This window comes from Tardiphaga sp. OK245 (assembly GCF_900108575.1).
Taxonomy (GTDB): Bacteria; Pseudomonadota; Alphaproteobacteria; order Rhizobiales; family Xanthobacteraceae; genus Tardiphaga; species Tardiphaga robiniae.
In genome coordinates this window covers 1,019,291-1,035,240 of sequence record NZ_FNWZ01000001.1, presented here as the reverse complement: position 1 = coordinate 1,035,240, position 15,950 = coordinate 1,019,291, and the positions used below count along the sequence as shown (strand labels likewise).

Here is a 15,950-nt window from a genome sequence, read left to right as displayed (position 1 = left end):
AGACGCGCTGTTGCAATTCCACATGATCTCCGGCGGGCCGAAGCCGGTCGCGCCGTTCAGCCATGCTGTGGAGACCGACGGCTTCGTGTTCGTCACCGGGCAGATGCCGGACACGCCGGCAATGCCGGGCGTGCTGCCCGATGGCATCGTGGCACAGACCGAAGCGGTGATGGAAAATCTGCGCGTGGTGCTCGCGGGGCTCGATCTCGGCTTCGAGCACATCACCATGACGCGGATTTATCTCACCGAGTTCAAGCGCGACTACGTAGCGATGAACGAGACCTATCGCAGCTATTTTCCGCCGAATCGCCTGCCGGCGCGGACCTGTGTCGGCGTCACGGGCCTCGCTTATGACGCTCTGATCGAAATCGACCTGGTTTGTCGACGGCCCACATAGTCGGTGCGAAGAGATGGAAAGCCTAGTTCGCCTTTTCGATCAGGCTTTCCAGCAGGCGCTTCAGGTCGGCAGTTGCCTTGTTGCCATAGTTCTCGGCGATATGGGCTTCCTGGCTCAGCGCCAGCGAGTTCAACCGCTGGGTCAGTGTCTTGCCGCGGTCGGAAATGAACATCACCACCTTGCGGCGGTCGTCGGGGTCCTGCACCCGGTAGACCAGCGCATCAGACACCATGCGATCGACCATCTTGGTCAGGGTCGGATGATTCAGCAGAACCGTATCGGCGAGGTCGCCCATGGAGTGGCCCTTGCCGTCGGACAGCACTTTCAGAATGCGCCACTGTTCGACCGGCACGCCTTCCTTCTTGAAGCGCGCATCGAGCTGGCGATTAATTTCCCGGTTCGCCTGCGCCAGCAGATAAGCGAGGTGTTCGGTGATGGGCGTGCTCGGCGTTCTGGCCACGGTTGGGAAACTTTGCTGGAAGGGGTGATGAATATTAAGCGACTTTGCCTGATCCATATGCACGGGAATCGTTGAATGTTCAATATTTTCCTCTACGATATTTTCTTTCGCACGATTTTACTGCCGATAAATTGACGCCGCACCGCCGCTGACAACGTCGAAAGGAGAGCGACATGCTCTCGTCACTGCAGATTGCAACGACCGGTGCGCTGCCGATGCCGGCGCCATGGTTGCTGAAGGGCTTTCAGGACAGCGGGGGAGGTCGTGCCGCTATTGCACGTCCCGATTTGTTTCCGCGGCGTCGCAATCGCGAAAAGCTGCGCGTCGTCAATTTTATCGGGCTGTCCGGCCCGGCCGGGATCTGGGGCCTGGCGGGCACCAATAGCATGATGCTCGCGGCATCGGAGATCAATCGGCGCGGCGGCATTCTCGGGCGCGAGATCGAGCCGGTGTTTCATGACGCCGGCGGCGATATCGATGGCGTTGTCCGCACGGCAGCCGACATGATCGCGGCTGGTGATGCCGATGTCATCATGGGCTCTCATATCAGCGCGGTCCGCGTCGCGTTGCGCAAGGTTATCGCCGGGCGCGTGCCCTATATCTACACGCCTGTCTATGAGGGCGGAGAACGCACGCCCGGCGTGATGGCGATCGGTGAGACGCCGCGCGATCAGTCCCGCCCGGCCATCGAATGGCTGGCGAATGAAAAGAAGGCGAAGCGCTGGTATCTGATCGGCAGCGATTACGTCTGGCCGTGGCTGGCCCACAAGGCCACCAAGACATATATCGCCGGCGCCGGAGGGCGCGTGGTCGGTGAGGAATTCGTTGCGCTTGGCGAGCAGAATCACGATGCCCAGATCGCCCGCATCCGGGCCGCCAAGCCGGATGTCGTGGTCATCTCGCTGATCGGTACCGACAGCATCGTGTTTAACCGCGCCTTCGCCGAACATGGTCTCTCGTCGAAGGTTCTCCGACTGGCGGGGGCCATGGATGAAACGCTGCTGCTCGGCATGGGCGCGGATAGTTCCGAGGGGCTCTATTGTGCATCGGGCTATTTCGTCGACCGTGCATCGGCGGCGAATGATGCATTCCGCGCGCAATATGAAGCATCGTTTGGACGCTGTGCGCCTGTGCCGGGATCGGTCGCGCAGTCGAACTACGAGGGGCTTCGGTTTCTCGAATCCGTGGCGACCAAGGCGGGCTCATTCGACGTCCGGCCGATGCTGAACGCGGCGTCCAGTGTGGCCTATCATGGCGCCCGCGGTGAGGTCAGCATGCGCGGCGGGCGGGCGAAAATGCCGATCTATCTTGCCGAAGCAGACGGTCTGGATTTCAGGCTCATCCGGACATTCTAGGTCAGTCGCAGACGATCCGATCGGGACGATCCCGAAAAATAATACTTGAAAAGGAAAGTATTTCTCTTTCTAATGATGCGCGAAAGGCGACACCGTCGTCGCCTTGACGGCGTGGGCATCCCGAAGAAATGCCGTGCCGGTTGCATCGTGGATATCAGGAGAAATCATCGTGGCCGTTTCACTTCCCACTCCCGATCAACTCCTCGCCGTCGCCGATCAGTGCGGCCTCGCGCTGTCCGATGAGGACGTCACCTCGTTCCGAGCGCTGATGCAGGGATCCGTCGATGCCTACAACGTCGTGGCGGCGATGCCCGACGAAGTACCGGAAGTGAAATATCCGCGTACGCCTGGCTATCGGCCCGCGCCGGAAGAGAACACGCGCAACGCCTGGTATCGCAAGTCGGTGGTGAAGGGCGCGCCCGGCGGCAAGCTCAAAGGCAAGACCGTCGCGCTGAAGGACAACATCATGCTGGCCGGCGTGCCGATGATGAACGGCTCCTCCACGCTGGAAGGCTATGTGCCGGATTTCGACGCCACCATCGTCACGCGCATGCTGGACGCCGGCGCCGAGATCATGGGCAAGGTGCATTGCGAATCCTTCTGCATGTCCGGCGGCAGCCACACCAATTCGACGGGCAACGTGCATAACCCGCACAAGATGGGCTATTCCGCCGGCGGGTCGTCGTCCGGCAGTGCGGTCGTTGTCGCGCTCGGCGAAGTCGACATGGCGATTGGCGGTGACCAGGGCGGTTCGATCCGCATGCCGTCGTCCTTCTCGGGCACCTATGGCATGAAGCCGACCTGGGGTCTGGTGCCTTATACGGGCATCATGCCGATCGAGATATTCGTCGATCACACTGGCCCGATGACATCCAGTGTCGCTGACAATGCGCTGCTGCTGGAAGTGCTTGCCGGCGATGACGGTTATGATCCGCGGATCAAGTCGCCGGAAGTGCCGGAATACACCAAGGCGCTCGGCACCGGCGTCAAGGGCATGAAGATCGCCATCGTCAAGGAAGGTTTCGAGCAGCTCGGCGCCGAAGACGCGGTCAATCGCAGCGTTCGCGAAGCCGCCAAGCGCTTCGCCGATCTCGGCGCGACAGTGGAGACGATCTCGATCCCGATGCATCTCACCGCGGCGGCGGTGTGGACTCCGATCGGCACCGAAGGCATGACGCAGACCATGATGGTGGGCGACGGCTATGGCCTCAGCCGGTCGGATCTCTATTCGACGTCGCTGATGGACGCCCATCGTGGCTGGCGCGGGCAGGCGGACTCGCTGTCCGAAACCACCAAGCTGCTGCTGCTGTTCGGCACCTATATCAACAATAATTTCGGCCCTCGTTTTTACGGCAAGGCGCTGAATATCTCGCGTCGCGTCACGGCTGCCTATGACAAGGCGCTGGCGAGCTATGATCTGTTGCTGATGCCGACCACGCCGATGAAGGCGACACCGCTGCCGGCGCCCGGCGCGCCGCGTGAAGAAGTCGTCGGCCGCGCCTTCGAAATGATCTCCAACACCTCGCCGTTCGATATCTCGCATCATCCGGCGATGTCGATCCCCTGCGGCATGGTCGATGGTCTGCCGGTCGGGCTGATGCTGGTCGGCAAGCATTTCGACGAGATGACCATCTATCGCGCGGCTCATGCCTTCGAGCAGTCCGCCGATTGGAAGACGATGTGAGGCATCCATGCAGAAGCGAGGATCGGTGATCACGCATGGATAATCTGATCATGGCGGTCTTCGAGATCGCCAGTTTCGGGGCGATCGTCGTGCTGGTCGTGCTGGGGCTGGGGATCATCGCCAGCATGATGGGGATCTTCAATTTCGCGCAGGGCGAGTTCGTTCTGCTCGGGGCCTATGTCACCTATATCGTCCATTCCGCCGGCGCGCCGGTGTGGCTGGGCATGATCGCTGCACCCTTCGTGGTTGGTGCTTTAGGCTTCGTGCTGGAGCGGCTGATTGTCCGGCGCTTCTATGCCGCGCCGATCGTCGCCATGCTCGGTACCTATGCGCTCGGACTGATCATTCGCGAGATCGTGCGCGGCCTGATCGGCGGACTGTATCTCTCGGTGCCGGAGCCGGTCGGCGGCTCGGTGGCCATCGGCGGCATGCATTTCTCAACCTGGCGTCTGGTGATCATCGTGATCACCGCACTGGTGATGGCAGGGAGCTATCTGCTTCTGGCGCGCACCGCGTTCGGCCTGCGCATCCGCGCTTCGCTGGAGAACCCGGCGCTGGCGCGGGCCTCCGGCATTTCGACCAACGCAATCTATGGCGCAACCTTCGCCTTCGGCGCCGCGCTCGCAGGTCTGGCCGGCGCGCTGATCGTGCCGGTGTTCACGCTGTTCGCCGATCTCGGCATTCGCTTTCTGATTCAGGGCTTCGTGGCCGTCATGGTCGGCGGCATCGGCTCTTTTGCAGGTCCGGTGGCTGGCGCAGGCCTGATCGGCACGCTGAGTGCGGCGCTGCCTTGGGTCATCTCGCCCGTTATCGCCGATGTCGCCGTATTCGTGCTCGCCATCATCTTCATCAAATTCCGGCCGCAGGGCCTCGTTGCAGGAAAAGGGGTTTAGTCCAATGTCTCAAGACGCCAACACTCTCAGCCGTCGCCGCTTTCTCGGCAATGCGGCGCTGTTCGGTACGGCCGTCGCCACCGGCGTCGGCAGCTGGGTCATCCCCGCAGGCTGGGCCAACGCGGCTGCCGGACCGATCAAGGTCGGTGTCGGTACCGATCTGACCGGGCCGATGGGCTATGCCGGCAATGCTGACGCCAATGTGGCCAGGATGGTGATCAAGGACATCAACGATGCCGGCGGTCTGCTTGGCCGGCCGCTGGAACTTTATATCGAGGACACCGCATCCAATGAATCCGTCGCGGTCGGCAATGTCCGTAAGCTGATCCAGCGCGAAAAGGTCGATCTGGTCATCGGTGGCATTACCTCGTCGATGCGCAACGCCATCAAGGACGTCATCGTCTCCCGTGGCAAGACGCTCTACATCTATCCGCAGCTCTATGAAGGCAAGGAATGCACGCCCTATCTGTTCTGCACCGGACCGACCCCGGCGCAGCAATGTGATGAATTCATCCCATGGCTGATCAAGAATGGCGGCAAGAAGTTTGCGCTGCCCAGTGCCAATTATGTCTGGCCGCATACGCTGAACGTCTATGCCCGCAAGGTGATCGAGGCCAATGGCGGCGAGGTCGTGTTCGAGGAATACTACCCGCTCGACCAGATCGATTTTTCGTCGACCGTGAACCGCATCATTTCGAACAAGGTCGATGTCGTCTTCAACACCGTCATTCCGCCAGGTGTCGGGCCATTCTTCAAGCAGCTCTCCGAAGCAGGCTTCCTCAAGAATGGTGGACGGCTGGCCTGCGTCTATTACGATGAGAACACGCTGAGCATCAATCAGCCGGCCGAAATCGAGGGCCTCGCAAGCTGCCTCGATTACTTCAAGGCGCTGACGCCGGAAGATCCGTTCAGTGCCAAGCTCCAGGCGGCCTACGAAAAACAGTTCCCGGGCAACTTCCTGTTCGCGGCTGGCAGCGCCGCGACCGGCACCTATCGCGGCCTGAAATTGTGGGAGGCGGCCGTCAAGGAAGCGGGCAGTGTCGATCGCGATGCCGTTGCCAAGGCGCTCGACCATGCCAAGATCGCCGAAGGCCCGGGCGGTCCGGCCGAGATGGTCCCCGGTCAGCGGCACTGCAAGATGAAGATGTACACGGCAGTGGCCAAGGGCGGAAAGTATGAAGTCGTCGCGCGCAGCGCCGGTCTCGTCGATCCCAAGGAATGCTGAGTCGATAGTTTGAACCTCGCGGGAGTGGCCGATATCACTCCCGCTTCTCTTTCTCTCATGCCGGCGACCTGATGACCGAGATGACGCCACTCTCTGCCGTATCCCTGACGCGAGGCATCAGCGCATCGCGCCAATGGCGCGTGCTGCCGATGATCGAAATTACGGTGCTGGTCATTGGCCTGCTGCTGCCGCTGGTGCTGCAGGACTATCTCACCGTCTACGCCACGCGCGTGCTGATCCTCTGCCTGTTCGCGCTGTCGTTCGATCTGGTCTGGGGCTATGCCGGCATCATGAGTTTCGGCCAGGCCGTGTTTTTCGGCTCTGCCGGGTATGGCGTGGCGCTGCTGGCGCGCGATCTCGGCATTACGTCCATCCTGCTCGTGCTGCCCGCCGGCCTTCTGATCGGCTTTGCCTTTGCGCTGCTGCTCGGCGGCTTTCTGCTGCTTGGTCGCCATCCCGCCAGCGTCATCTTCGTGGCACTGGGTACGCTGACCGGCTCCTATGCCTGCGATCGTCTGGCGCGGGGGTGGTATTATCTTGGCGGCCAGAACGGCATTCCCTCGATCCCGCCGATGACAATCGGCAGCTATGAGCTCACAGAGGGACCTGCCTATTACTACATGGCGATCGGTTTCCTGATCGTGGTCTATCTGCTCTGTCGTTTCCTGATGCGCTCGCAATTCGGCCTCGCTCTGGCCGGCCTGCGCGAGAACGAGCAGCGCATCGCCTTCTTCGGCTACAAGGTGCAGCACCTCAAGGCGATCATTTTCTCCCTGAGCGGGGCTATCGCCGGGCTCGCCGGCAGTCTCTATGCGTTTCATGAAGGCTTCGTCTGGCCCAACATGCTGGGCGTCGTGATTTCCACCCAGGTGGTGCTCTATGTGTTGTTCGGCGGTTCCGGCACGCTGATCGGTGCTGTGATCGGCACCATTGTCATCGAGGCCGTCAGCTTCTGGCTGTCGAACAGCTATCAGGACATCTGGCCGATCATCCTCGGCGTATTGCTCCTGCTGGTCATCTTGTTCCGGCCCGCAGGACTGGTCAGTCTGTTGTTGTCAGAGCGCGAGCGCGTCGGCAGCTTCGGCCGTCCGGGAAAGCGATAGTCATGGCGCTTCTGGAAGCAAAAGGACTCATCAAGATCTTCGGCAAGCTCACGGCGCTGAACGGCGCCGATCTCACCATCGCTGCCAATGAATTTCACGGCCTGATTGGACCCAATGGTTCCGGCAAGAGCACGCTGATGAAATGTATCGCCGGCGCCGAGACACCGACGCAGGGCACCGTCACTTTCGGCGGCCACGATATCACGCAGGCCTCGCCAGCGGAGCGCGCCCGCGCCGGCATGAGCCTGAAGTTCCAGATCACCAGCGTGCTGCCGGCCCTGACGCTGTATGACAACATCCTGCTGGCGCTGCAGGCACAGACATCACTGCTCAATCTGGCGCTGTCACGCACCCGCGGCGTGCTGCATGACAAAGTCATGGCGATGCTCGAACAGTTTCGTCTCGTCGATCGCGCCCACGAGCCGGCATCCGCTCTGTCCCACGGCCAGCAGCAATGGCTCGAGATCGCCATGGCGCTGGCGCCCGAGCCGAAGCTCCTGCTGCTCGACGAGCCGACCGGCGGCATGAGCCTGGAAGAACGCCGCGTCACCGGCGAATTGCTGCAGCCGATCAAGGCGCGCTGTTCGCTCGTCATCGTCGAGCACGATCTCGATTTCATCCGCGATATCTGCGACCGCCTCACGGTGCTGGATCAGGGCCAGATCCTGCAGACCGGCTCGGTGCAGCATGTGCAGTCGTGTCCCAAAGTTCAGGAGGTCTATCTCCGCCGTGCCTGACGATAAATTCCTCGATATCCAGTCCCTGGATGCCGGTTACGGCCGTAGCCAGGTGCTATTCGGCGTCACGCTCAGCGTGCCGTGGCGCGGCGGCGTCGCCATTCTCGGCCGCAACGGCGCCGGCAAAACCACGCTGATGAAGGCTATTGTCGGTGAGTTGCCGGTGCTCGGCGGTGCGGTGAGCCTCGATGGCCGCGATGTCGGCAAACTGCCGACCGAGCAGCGCATCCGCCGCGGCGTCGGCTATGTCCCGCAGGAACATTCGGTGTTCGCGAAACTGTCGGTGCGGGACAATCTCGCCGTCGGCGCGCTGACCAATCGCGACAGCGGGGCAGTCAACCGCGTGCTGGAGATCTTTCCGAAGCTCGGCCAGCGGCTCGATCAGTTTGCAGGCACATTGTCCGGCGGTGAGCGCAAGATGCTGGCGATCGGGCGCGCCATGCTGTCCGATCCGAAAATCTTGCTGCTGGATGAGCCGACTGAGGGCGTCTGGATCGGTGTCATCGAGGAAATTACCGAGCGCCTGATCCTGCTGGCGAAGGACATTGCCGTCGTCATCGTCGAGCAGCATCTCGATCTCGCGCTTCGGGTCGCGAGCCGCGCTTACGTGCTGGATCGCGGCCGGGTTGCGCTGACAGGTTCGGCCGGCGAGATTCGCGACGATCCGAGACTGGTGCAGTATTTGGCGCCTTAGAGCCAAGCAAGGTCGTTGGCACCTACCTCTTTGCAGCCTTTGCTTCAGAGTGAATAATTTCCGCTTTTGGCGTCTCGCATATTGCGAGGGCCGGTACTGCGATCGGGATTTTAGCGCGCTGGAAGCGTCTTGGCTCGGATCTCAAACCGTGTGCAGGGCGCCTGGCAAGCTCCGCCATTTGGGCTGTACGGTGCGATGTGGACGTCCAGCCTTCCGTGCTGCTACTTGTTCGGTCGCATTCATCTTGATCGTTTGTCCGGGCCCCGTTTCGCATGCAGAATTCCACTGGCCAGAGGAGGCGGATGTCGCTGGCGGGCATCCGTCTCGACCGGGCTTCGTCAGTGGCATTGCCCCAGCAAATCGCGGCGCAGATGCGCGACGGGATTCTGCATGGGACGCTGCCGGCGGGCACCCAGTTTCTCGGCTCGCGGGAGATTGCGCGCGAGCTCGGTTGCTCGCGCATGGTGGTGCTGAGTGCCTGGGACATCCTCTACGCCGAAGGCTATCTGGAATCGATGCCGCGCGGCGGTGTCTCGGTCGCCGCAGTCAGCCGTAACGCGGCATCGCCGGCGGGCGCGTCTGCGGATACGTCTCGCATCGCCGGTCCCATCTCTCAGCGCTGGCAGTCGCTGATTGGCTTCACCTACGAGACCAATTGGGCGTCCGATTTCAGCCCCGGTGCGCCCGATATCTCGACCTTTCCGTTTGGCGACTGGGCTCGGTTGCTGCGCCAGACGTCGCTGCACCCCGACAAGGAGGAATGCCTCGATTTGTCCCCCGCCGGGCTTCCCGAGCTTCGGCGCGAGATCGCGGATTTCCTCGGCGCGGTACGCGGTCTCGTCTGCACGCCTGAGCAGATCGTCGTGACCTCGGGTACTTCCAGCGCGCTCGACCTGTGCAGCCGCATGATCCTCGATCATGGCGACGAAGTCTGGGTGGAGGAACCGGGCTTCGTGGAGGCGCAGTGGTCGCTGACGGCGGCAGGCGGTAAATTGGTGCCGATACCGGTGGACGACAAGGGGCTGTGCGTCACCGAGGGCATTCGCCGCGCGCCGAATGCGAAGCTGATCGTGGTGACGCCGTCGCATCAATATCCGCTCGGCGTCAGCATGGGGCTGGAGCGGCGGCTGGAATTGCTCAACTGGGCCAATCGCAACGACGTCTGGATTGTCGAGGACGACTACAATTCCGAGTTCCGGCATCAGGACAGTATGATCGCGTCGCTGAAGTCGCTCGACCGCGAGCAGCGCGTGATCTATCTCGGCACCTTCTCCAAGATCATGATGCCGAGCTTGCGCTTAGGCTACATCGTCGCGCCGGAGCGCTTCGTCGAGATCTTCACCAGGGGCCGCGCGCGTATCGACGTGCACAGTTCCGGCATCGGCCAGCGCGCGCTCGCCGAATTCATGCGCGAGGGCCATCTGCTGCGCCATCTCCGCCGCATGCGAAAAGTCTATGCGGAGCGGCAGAAGGCTCTGATGGATGCGATCCGTCAGTATTTGCCTGATGATCTCACTGTCGCTCCCTGTGCAACCGGTCTTCATCTCGTCGCTCTGTTCACCGAGCGCCTGAAGGCGCGGATGAGCGATGTGGAGGCGGCACGGCTGTTGAAGCAAGGGGGTCTCCACGTGCAGCCGCTATCGCAGAATCATCTAGAGACGCCGATCTATGCCGGCCTCGTATTGGGTTATGGTCGCCTCAAGCCCACCGATGCGACGCGTCTGATCGCGAAAATGGCGCAGATTCTCGGTGTGGAGCCATCTGCAGCGAAAAAATAATCCGACCCGCCATATGCGGTTCCCAGCAATGGCGGGCGCGCCTGCGAGTTGCGCAATCTTCGGCGGGTAGCTCCCTTGCCGCCGCACAGGCGCGATCTCGTCGAACCATCGATAGCGCGATAACTGCCGCACATCCTGCATCTGAATGGATCGGCGCGCCGATGAGATCGTTGCTGCATTCGCGTGCAGCATTTGCACTGTAACCAAGCACCTTGGCCCATCGCTCGCGCGTTACGCTGCGTCCGGCAATCTGGCCTAGTCGTTTCCAGTGAGTCTGGCTCTATCCGGATGCGCGCGACGCGCCAAGATTTGCAGAACGAGGTTCGACAGGGGACGGTGGCAGATGATGGCTGATCGCGGGCGTTTGTTGAGATTGACGGGCAGCGTGCTGCTGATGGCGCTCACGCCAGCGGCGGCACAGGCGCAGACGCGGGCCGAGACCCTGCGTCAGGTGACCGGTAACAACATCCCGACGCTGGACCCGACCACGCCGGGTGCGACGCGCGAGGCGTTCGGTGTCTCGACCAGCATCTATGACCGCCTTGTGGCCTTCGACCGCAAGCGCGACGAAAACGGCGTCTGGGTATTCGACCGCAGCAAGATCCGCGGCGAATTGGCGGAGAGTTATGAGGTTAGCCCGGATGGGCTGAAGATCACCTTCAAGCTGCGCGATACCAAGTGGCACGATGGCACGCCCGTCACCGCAGAAGACGTGAAATGGTCGCTCGATCGTGCCGTCACGGCCAAATCCATTGCCGCGGGACAGATGGGCACCGGCTCCCTGACGAAGGCCGAACAGTTCGCCATCGTCGATGAGCGCACCGTCACGGTGACGCTGCCCAAGGCGGATCGTCTGGCGCTGGCCAATCTCGCCACGCCGCTGGCGCCGATCTTCAACAGCAAGCTCGCGAAGCAGCATGCGACAGCCGAGGATCCCTGGGCGCAGGAATGGCTGAAGACCAACACCGCCGGCTCAGGCGCCTACACGGTCGAGATGTTCAAGCCGGGTGAACAGTTGATCCTGAAGCGCAACGACAACTGGAAGAGCGGCCGTGACGGCAAGCTTCCTTACTTCAAGCGCGTCATCGAACAGACCATCGGCGATCCCGCCACGCGTGCCAATCTGATCGAGAAGGGCGATGCCGACATCGCCACCGATCTGCAGGCCAGCGACGTACCGTCGCTGCAGCAGCGCGGCAAGGTCAAGGTGGAATCGTCACCGCAGACCAACGGCTTCACCATGATTGCCTTCAACACGCAGATGGCGCCGTTCGACAATCTCAAGGTCCGTCAGGCCATCGCCATGGCGCTGCCCTATAACGATATGTTCAGCGCAGCAATCTTCAAACGTGGCTTTCCGCTGTTCGGTGCATCGTGGACGTCGCCGCCGAATGGCGATTTCCCGCAGCCGATGCCGGCGAAGACCGATATGGCCAAGGCCAAACAGCTCCTGACCGACGCCGGCTTTCCAAACGGCTTCAAGACCACTTTCAGCATCAATGTCGGCTCCGCCGCGGTCACCGAGCCGATGGCGGCGCTGCTGAAGGAGGCGCTGGCGAAGCTCAACATTGAGGTCGACGTGCAGAAGCTTCCGGACTCGCAGATGTCGACGCAGATCACCGAGAAGAAGTTGCCGTTCTTCACCGAAGGCTCCACCGCCTGGCTGCCGACCACCGATTACTTCTTCCGCAATTTCTTCACCGGTAACCAGCGCTGGAATTACAGCTCCTGGAATGACGAGCTGGTGGTGAAACTGGCCAATCAGGCTCGGTTCGAGCAGGATCAGGCCAAGTATGACGAGATGGGCAAGCAGATGATCGCGGAATACGTCAAGGAAGTGCCGCTGGTGCTGTTGTGGCAGGCCAATCAGGACGCCGTGATGATCCCGCAACTCGATGGCTACACCTACTGGTTTCACCGCCAGGTCGACTTCCGCGATCTCGCCCGCAAGTAAGCGAAGACGAACGACCCGGCGATGTAGCCCTTGTGCTGCATCGCCGGCCCTGAATGAAAGCGGGACCAACGCGCGTGACGAATATCTGGGAAATCGGAACCGACATCGGTGGCACCTTCACCGATATCATCGCCATCCGGCGCGACACGTCAGAGACGCGGATCGCCAAAGTGCCGTCGCGCCCCCACGCGCCGGTGCAGGCAATGCTCGAAGCCATCGAGGCTGTTGGTCTGCGCAAGAGCGACGTGAAGCGCTTCATTCACGGCACCACCCGGATCACCAATGCGATTGTCGAGGAGCGCTTGCCGAAGATCGCGCTGATCGCGACGAAGGGGTTCGAGGACGTTCTTGAGATCGCGCGCTATCGTCGCCGCGATCTCTATCGCCTGGATATCGCGCCAAAGGCCAAGGCGCTGGTGCCGCGTGAATTGTGCTTCGCGCTCGACGAGCGCCTCGATCACGAGGGTCAGGTGCTGAAGCCACTGGCCGAAGCAGAAATCGAGCGCCTGATCGCCTGGCTGAAGGAGACCGGCGTGGAAAGCGTCGCCGTCTCGCTGCTGCATGCCTATGCCAATCCCATCCATGAGCAGATGCTGGCCGAACGGTTGAAGGACATCGTGCCGTATGTCTCGCTGTCGCACGAGATCAATCCCGAAGCGCGCGAGTATGAGCGCACGTCGTCGACGGCGTTCAATGCAGCGGCGATGCCGATTGCGGTGGAATATCTGAGCGAGCTTGAAGAGCGCCTGCCCATCGGTCCGGGCCTGCAGGTGTTTCACTCCGCCGGCGCCATGATCCCGATCTCGGCCGTCAAGCGCCGTCCGCTGGTGATGGCGATGTCCGGCCCGGCCGCCGGCGTTGCGGCCTCGGTCAGCATCGCGCGCCAGCTCAAGAAATCCCGCGTGCTCACTTTCGATATGGGCGGCACAACAACCGATGTCTGTCTGATCGTCGATGGCCAGGCCGAGATGGCCGACGGCAAGATGCTTGGCGATCGCCCGCTGCGTCAGCCGATGCTCGCGGTGCATTCCATCGGCGCCGGTGGCGGCTCCATCGTACGTGCCGGCGCGGGCGGCCTCACTGTCGGGCCGGAAAGTGCCGGCTCCGAGCCGGGTCCAGCTTGCTATGGCCGTGGCGGCACCAAGCCAACCATCACCGATGCCAATGCGCTGCTCGGCTATCTTAACCCCGAAACCAAGCTCGGCGACCGCATCGGCATCGATGTCGACGCCGCAGCCCGTGTCATCGAACCGATCGCGCAGGGCCTCGGGCTCAGTCTCACTGAGACCGCGCTCGGCATTATCCGCGTCGCCAATGCCACCATGGCGCGGGCACTGCGTCGCGTGACGGTCGAACGCGGCATCGATGGCCGCGACTGTACGCTGCTGGCGTTTGGCGGTGGTGGCCCGATGCATGCGGCGGGTCTCGCCGAACTCTACGGGATTACAGAGATCGTGGTGCCCGCTGCGTCCAGTGCCTTCTCCGCGCTGGGATGTCTGACTGCCGATTTCAGCTTCCTGCAGCAGCAGACGTTGCGCGTTGCGCTGGATAGCATCGATCCGGCCAAAGTCACGCAGCGTATCGAAGCGCTGGTCGAGCAAACCCTCGTGCCTCTGCTTGCCAATGCGATCCCGCGCGACTCCATCCAGATCGAACTGGTCGCGCTGATGCGCTATGCCGCGCAGGCCGATGCGATCCCCGTACCTTTCACGATGCCACTCGATGTTGATACATTGCGGCAAGACTTTCTCGTCAAGCATCGCGAGTTGTTCGGCTATGCGACCAGCGAGAGCTGCGTGATTGAATCCGTGCGCGCGCAGGCCCGCCAGCCCTCGACCACCGAAGTCAGCCGTCCAAAGACGGCGCTGCGCACCATGGCGACTCCCAAACGCCGCTGTTCGTTCGATGGCGCACTGGATGTGATGACCGATGTGATCGATCGCAGCGCGATGACCGACACCATTATTGGCCCTGCGATCATCGAAGATGCCTGGTCCACCGTGGTGCTGCCGCCGCAATGGCAGGCGACGCCGGACAGCAACGGCAATCTCTATGTCGCGAAGGTGGCATCATGAAGCTCGACCCGTTTGCCGTCGAAGTGATCCGCCATGGCCTGTCGGCCGCAGCGGAAGAGATGAGTCTGGTGATGACACGCTCGGCGCGTTCACCGCTGCTCCGCGAAGCCGGCGATCTATCCTCGGCGATCACCGACGCGCAGGGCGAACTGGTCGGGCAGGGCCGTGACATCCCCGTGCATCTCGGCGCCATGGCCTATACGATCCGCGAATTGCTGAAAGTCGTGACGGCTGCGACGCTGAGCGAAGGCGACGTGCTGATCTACAATCTGGGCGCGCTCGGCGGAAATCACCTCAACGACGTCAAGGTGGTGCGCCCGGTGTTCTTCGAGGGCGACATCGTCGCTTTCGCCGTCAGCCTGGCGCATTGGCCGGACATCGGTGGCACATGGCCGGGCAGCTATCTCGCCAAGGCTATCGATACCTTCCAGGAAGCACTGCGGATTCCGCCGATCAGGATCGCCACGGCAGCAGGCGTCAGCGATGCCATCGTCCAGTTTCTCAAGGTCAATGTTCGCGATCCGGAATCCTGCGAGGGCGATTTGCTCGGCCAGATCGCCTGCACGCTGGCCGGCGAAAAACGCATCGTCGAATTGTGCAAACAGCACGGCAAGGCAATGTTCGTGGCGGCGCTGTCGCGGCTGCACGATCTCTCCGAAGCCGAGATGCGCGAAGCGATCCTGGCATTGCCTGACGGTGTCTATGAGGGCGAGGATTTCCTCGACGACGGCGGCCCCGGCGACGAGCCGGCGCGCATCCATGTGAAGATCACGATCAAGGGCGACGAAGCGACGTTCGATCTGTCCGGCAGTTGCGACCGAGTCTCGAATTTCTGTAACACTACATCCTTTATCGCGAAATCTGCGGTGGCCTATAGCGCGCGTATCATGAGCGGGCGCGATATGCAGCAGAATGGCGGCGCGTTGCGTCCGCTCACCATCATCACCCGACCGGGTTCGATCTTCGAACCCGGTCTCACCGCACCGGTGGCGGCAGGCAATCACGAGACCTCGCTGCGCATCGTCGATGCGATCTTCCTGGCCATGCAGGACGTGATTCCGGAGCGGCTGTCGTCGGGCGGCGCCACCACGTCCGGCATGCTCTCTTTCGCCGAGCCGCGGCAGGATGGCTCCTGGAAGATGCTGTACGAGGTCCATGCTGGCGGCGAGGGCGCGCGGTACAACCGGGCCGGCTGCGCGGCGACCCGCGTGCACCTGACGAACACCTCCAACACGCCGGCCGAGGCCATCGAGGCCAACTACAATATTCGCGTCGAGCAGCAGGCGATCCGCTGGGGCTCCGGCGGGGCAGGCGCATATCCGGGCGGTGACGGTGTCGTGCGCAGCTACCGGATTCTCGCACCCAGCATGCATCTGACCAGTTGTGTCGAGCGCAAGATTATTCCCCCGTTCGGCCTGAAGGGCGGCGCACCGGGCAAGACCGCACGCCTTACGCTCACGCGCGGCGACGAGGTGATCGATGTCGAGGGCAAGTCGAACCTCGTGCTGCAACGGGACGATGTCATCACCATCGAGATGTGCGGCGGCGGCGGCTATGGCCGCGCGTGATGCACCTCCGCAAGGACAAAAAGGATA

General features: G+C 62.2%; 13 protein-coding genes. 12 read left to right on the top strand and 1 reads right to left on the bottom strand.

The annotated features are described in order from the left end of the window. Nucleotides 1–10: 10 nt before the first annotated feature. A complete protein-coding gene (locus tag BLW80_RS04750; protein WP_093757008.1) occupies nucleotides 11–397 on the top strand; it encodes a RidA family protein in 387 nt (128 codons plus the stop codon). A gap of 22 nt (nucleotides 398–419) precedes the next feature. Here the strand turns inward: BLW80_RS04750 and BLW80_RS04745 are convergent, their stop codons facing one another. After that, nucleotides 420–857, bottom strand: coding sequence for a MarR family winged helix-turn-helix transcriptional regulator (locus BLW80_RS04745; RefSeq protein ID WP_170849573.1), 438 nt, complete (start codon nucleotides 855–857; stop codon nucleotides 420–422). Nucleotides 858–1,030: 173 nt separating this feature from the next. Between BLW80_RS04745 and BLW80_RS04740 the strand changes: the two genes are divergently transcribed. The 11 genes from BLW80_RS04740 to BLW80_RS04690 all read left to right on the top strand — a co-directional run bounded on the left by BLW80_RS04740 (nucleotide 1,031) and on the right by BLW80_RS04690 (nucleotide 15,923). Beyond that, the gene (locus tag BLW80_RS04740; RefSeq protein ID WP_093757006.1) at nucleotides 1,031–2,212 is read left to right on the top strand and encodes a substrate-binding domain-containing protein; all 1,182 of its coding nucleotides are present in this window, start codon (nucleotides 1,031–1,033) and stop codon (nucleotides 2,210–2,212) included. Between the two features lie 169 nt (nucleotides 2,213–2,381). Beyond that, the gene (locus BLW80_RS04735; RefSeq protein ID WP_093757005.1) at nucleotides 2,382–3,896 is read left to right on the top strand and encodes an amidase; all 1,515 of its coding nucleotides are present in this window, start codon (nucleotides 2,382–2,384) and stop codon (nucleotides 3,894–3,896) included. 35 nt (nucleotides 3,897–3,931) lie between these two features. Then, entirely contained in the window at nucleotides 3,932–4,789 is an 858-nt protein-coding gene (locus BLW80_RS04730) for a branched-chain amino acid ABC transporter permease (RefSeq protein WP_092149600.1), read from the top strand. A 4-nt stretch (nucleotides 4,790–4,793) separates the two neighbouring features. Next, the gene (locus tag BLW80_RS04725; protein ID WP_093757004.1) at nucleotides 4,794–6,014 is read left to right on the top strand and encodes a substrate-binding protein; all 1,221 of its coding nucleotides are present in this window, start codon (nucleotides 4,794–4,796) and stop codon (nucleotides 6,012–6,014) included. Between the two features lie 80 nt (nucleotides 6,015–6,094). Continuing rightward, on the top strand, nucleotides 6,095–7,117 hold the full coding sequence (locus tag BLW80_RS04720) for a branched-chain amino acid ABC transporter permease (RefSeq protein ID WP_244528005.1): 1,023 nt from the start codon (nucleotides 6,095–6,097) through the stop codon (nucleotides 7,115–7,117). A 2-nt stretch (nucleotides 7,118–7,119) separates the two neighbouring features. Next, nucleotides 7,120–7,854, top strand: coding sequence for an ABC transporter ATP-binding protein (locus BLW80_RS04715; protein WP_093757002.1), 735 nt, complete (start codon nucleotides 7,120–7,122; stop codon nucleotides 7,852–7,854). Beyond that, a complete protein-coding gene (locus tag BLW80_RS04710; protein WP_093757001.1) occupies nucleotides 7,847–8,548 on the top strand; it encodes an ABC transporter ATP-binding protein in 702 nt (233 codons plus the stop codon). Before BLW80_RS04715 ends, BLW80_RS04710 begins: the two co-directional genes overlap by 8 nt. A gap of 302 nt (nucleotides 8,549–8,850) precedes the next feature. Next, nucleotides 8,851–10,326, top strand: a complete 1,476-nt coding sequence (gene pdxR, locus BLW80_RS04705; RefSeq protein WP_244527953.1) for a MocR-like pyridoxine biosynthesis transcription factor PdxR — start codon at nucleotides 8,851–8,853, stop codon at nucleotides 10,324–10,326. Nucleotides 10,327–10,672: 346 nt separating this feature from the next. Beyond that, nucleotides 10,673–12,280 (top strand): ABC transporter substrate-binding protein, encoded by a 1,608-nt coding sequence (locus BLW80_RS04700; protein ID WP_093757346.1) that lies wholly within the window; start codon nucleotides 10,673–10,675, stop codon nucleotides 12,278–12,280. A gap of 74 nt (nucleotides 12,281–12,354) precedes the next feature. Then, nucleotides 12,355–14,355, top strand: a complete 2,001-nt coding sequence (locus tag BLW80_RS04695; protein ID WP_244527951.1) for a hydantoinase/oxoprolinase family protein — start codon at nucleotides 12,355–12,357, stop codon at nucleotides 14,353–14,355. Further along, nucleotides 14,352–15,923, top strand: coding sequence for a hydantoinase B/oxoprolinase family protein (locus tag BLW80_RS04690; RefSeq protein WP_170849572.1), 1,572 nt, complete (start codon nucleotides 14,352–14,354; stop codon nucleotides 15,921–15,923). Before BLW80_RS04695 ends, BLW80_RS04690 begins: the two co-directional genes overlap by 4 nt. The last annotated feature ends 27 nt before the right edge of the window (nucleotides 15,924–15,950 follow it).